4 protein-coding genes and 1 pseudogene are annotated in these 2,546 nt (G+C 61.4%); 1 reads left to right on the top strand and 4 read right to left on the bottom strand.

Going from position 1 to position 2,546, the window contains the following annotated elements:
- A partial coding sequence (locus PSV33_RS07920; protein WP_300560421.1) for a hypothetical protein occupies nucleotides 1-181 on the top strand: 181 nt, incomplete at its 5' end.
- Between the two features lie 17 nt (nucleotides 182-198).
- Here PSV33_RS07920 and PSV33_RS07915 read toward each other — a convergent pair.
- The 4 genes and pseudogenes from PSV33_RS07915 to PSV33_RS07900 all read right to left on the bottom strand — a co-directional run.
- Nucleotides 199-618, bottom strand: coding sequence for an RNA-binding protein (locus PSV33_RS07915; protein WP_300560419.1), 420 nt, complete (start codon nucleotides 616-618; stop codon nucleotides 199-201).
- A 513-nt stretch (nucleotides 619-1,131) separates the two neighbouring features.
- The gene (locus PSV33_RS07910; RefSeq protein WP_300560417.1) at nucleotides 1,132-1,377 is read right to left on the bottom strand and encodes a zf-HC2 domain-containing protein; all 246 of its coding nucleotides are present in this window, start codon (nucleotides 1,375-1,377) and stop codon (nucleotides 1,132-1,134) included.
- Between the two features lie 9 nt (nucleotides 1,378-1,386).
- On the bottom strand, nucleotides 1,387-1,953 hold the full coding sequence (locus PSV33_RS07905) for a sigma-70 family RNA polymerase sigma factor (RefSeq protein WP_300560415.1): 567 nt from the start codon (nucleotides 1,951-1,953) through the stop codon (nucleotides 1,387-1,389).
- A gap of 192 nt (nucleotides 1,954-2,145) precedes the next feature.
- Nucleotides 2,146-2,546 (bottom strand): annotated as a pseudogene (locus tag PSV33_RS07900) (ammonium transporter); the annotation flags it as partial.

Genomic DNA, 2,546 nt, shown 5'->3' with positions numbered 1-2,546 from the left:
CCGATCACCTAACCTGTATGGATTTATACCCACACCCGTGCATTATGCGCCAGATCTGAATAAAGCCAACAAAATTGATGGAAAATCAATCGTTGATTGGGCCAAAGTCAAGTCCTCCATGCAAAAAGGCTCCAAAACCGGAGTTTTGAAGCCTTTTGAAGCTGTCCTCAGCCCCAGCTGAAGAGGCTGGAGTCAAGGCTAATAGCCGCCGCGCCCGCCGCCGGAACCGCCACCCCCGGAACGGCCGCCGCCGTAAGGACTGCGGAAACCACCGTCGCCGCCGCCGCCAGAGCCGCCGCCACCGTAGCCACCACCGCCGCCGAAGCCGCCACCGCCAGTGCGTGGAGGACGAGCTTCCATCGGACGAGCTTCCATCGGACGGGCTTCGTTGACGACAACGCTGCGACCGCCCAGAGGCTGGCCGTTCATGCCGGCAATGGCTGCCTGGGCTTCGGCATCGCTGCCCATTTCCACAAAGCCAAAGCCTTTGGAGCGACCGGTGTCGCGCTCCATCATGACTTTAGCGCTGGTGACAGCGCCAAACTGGCCGAAAGATTGTTGCAGGTCTTCGTCGCGGACGGAATAAGGCAGATTGCCGACGTAAAGTTTGTTGCCCATGAAGGGACTCCTCTAAAACACAATAATAAAAGCGATGGAGTCCCGAAAGCACAACAAATCTTCAAACGTACCGCTGTAGCGCGCGAAACTGACCGATCACCTGGCTGGTGTGAATTCGCATCCACGGCCTTCATGTTATGCGGCCGGGCCGGGGGAAGACAAGCAAAAATTGCCTTCGCCGCACCTGCTCGACCCGGGTCCACCTGGGGCTGGGGGCCGGTCGTGCCCTGCGGCGCGAGCGCTGGCGTGCGGGAGGCGTGGGCACCCAAAAACGTCTTCTGAGGGCATGAAAGAACGTTGATTTTCAATCACAAAACAGAAAGTCTGCACACACTTGTACTTTTCAGGGACCCGATCGCGGTCGGGTTTCAGTGGTGGCGCACACAAACGAATTTTTACGCTGTTCACACCCACAAGCGGCTCTCGCGATGGCTCGCACTTGCCAGTTGCCAGTTGCCAGTTGCCACTTGCCACGAACGCCGGGCGGCTGGATCGCAACGCGGCTCGTTGCCATCAGTCTGGCCGCCGGAGGCCTTCCGTGTTCGGGCTCTCGGCCTCGCCTGCATAGTTGCGCCAGCGGCCCATCGCCAGGCGCATGGTGAGCAGCTGGTTTTCAAATTGCGGGCAGGCCTTGCAGGCCAGCAGGTGCAGGCGCAAGGCAACGGTATCGGACAGGCTCAAGCTACGGTCCTCCCGTGCCACCAGCAATGCCGCGGCTTGTTTGCAGGTGCGCATCAGGGGAAGGGACTGGATTTTCATGATGGCCGTTCAGTGGGCTTGTTGGCCAAACCAGTGAATGGCCAGGCATTCGCGCAAACGCAGGCGGGCACGGTGAAGCTGAACATACAAATTGGTCGGTGTGAGCGAGAGTTCCTTACAGACTTCTTCACAGGACAGTTCCAGCCATTCGCGCATCAGGAACAGGCGGCCGAGCGCCGGGGGCAGCCGCTCGACGCAGGCATCCAGGACCTGGAAAAACTGGCTTTGCGCCAGGGTTTGCTGCGGATCACCCCAGTCACCGGGCGGGCTGGTGAAGTGGCCGTCGGCCTGGAAGGCGAGCTTGTCCAGTTCATCGGCTTCATCGTCGGCCCCGTTATCGGGAAGCGAGACCTCCCGGGCGTGGCTGCGGATCAGGTCGATGACCTTGTGCTTGAGAATGCCGACCAGCCAGGTCTTGAGCTGCGAACGGTTGCCAAACGATTGCGGCTTGGACAGTGCCGCCAGCAGGGTTTCGGAGACCGCGTCTTCCGCCCAGGCCTCGTTGCGCAGCTGCAGCCTCGCAAAACGCATGAGGTAGACCCGGTGTTCAACCAGTTGCTCTTCAAAGGTGGCCATGGATGGCAAGTCTAGCTGCACCGCACCGCAGCGTGAGCCTGCAGAAAAAATGCGGACAGGACCGCTGGCTGGCGCCGAGCCTGCCGCGGGTTTGCCGGACTTCGTACGTCAAATCTACCGCCCGCCCAACAGGAACAGGGGCAATTTGCTATAAATTAAGGAGCAAAGGATGGCGGTCCGCCATCGTGGCCATCACCAGTTGACCTCCCGGTCGGGGGTGGCGCCGATGCGGTGTATCGACAGGTCGGCGCCCTCGTATTCTTCTTCCTGGCTCAGGCGCAGGCCCATGGTGGCCTTGATCAGGCCATAGACCGCAAAACCGGCCAGCAGCGCCCAGCCCACGCCCATGACCGTGCCGATCAGCTGCGCGCCGAGGTGCACGCCGCCCAAGCCGCCCAAGGTCTTGCTGCCGAAGATGCCAGCAGCGATGCCGCCCCAGGCGCCGCACAGGCCGTGCAGCGGCCACACGCCCAGCACATCGTCGATCTTCCAGCGGTTTTGCGTCAGCGTGAACATCAATACAAACACCGCGCCGGCGATGCCGCCGGTGACCAGCGCGCCCAGCGGGTGCATCAGGTCGGAACCGGCACACA

Origin of the sequence: Polaromonas sp. (assembly GCF_029945895.1) — a bacterium.
GTDB lineage: Bacteria > Pseudomonadota > Gammaproteobacteria > Burkholderiales > Burkholderiaceae_C > Polaromonas.
Note: the sequence above shows the minus strand (reverse complement) of the source record. Positions and strands in the feature narration are given on the sequence as shown.

What these genes read in the sequence shown, in the direction of transcription:
- PSV33_RS07910 (WP_300560417.1), bottom strand. Translation starts at nt 1,377, where the DNA reads ATGAAAATCCAGTCCCTTCCCCTGATGCGCACCTGCAAACAAGCCGCG.
- PSV33_RS07915 (WP_300560419.1), bottom strand. Translation starts at nt 618, where the DNA reads ATGGGCAACAAACTTTACGTCGGCAATCTGCCTTATTCCGTCCGCGAC.
- PSV33_RS07905 (WP_300560415.1), bottom strand. Translation starts at nt 1,953, where the DNA reads ATGGCCACCTTTGAAGAGCAACTGGTTGAACACCGGGTCTACCTCATG.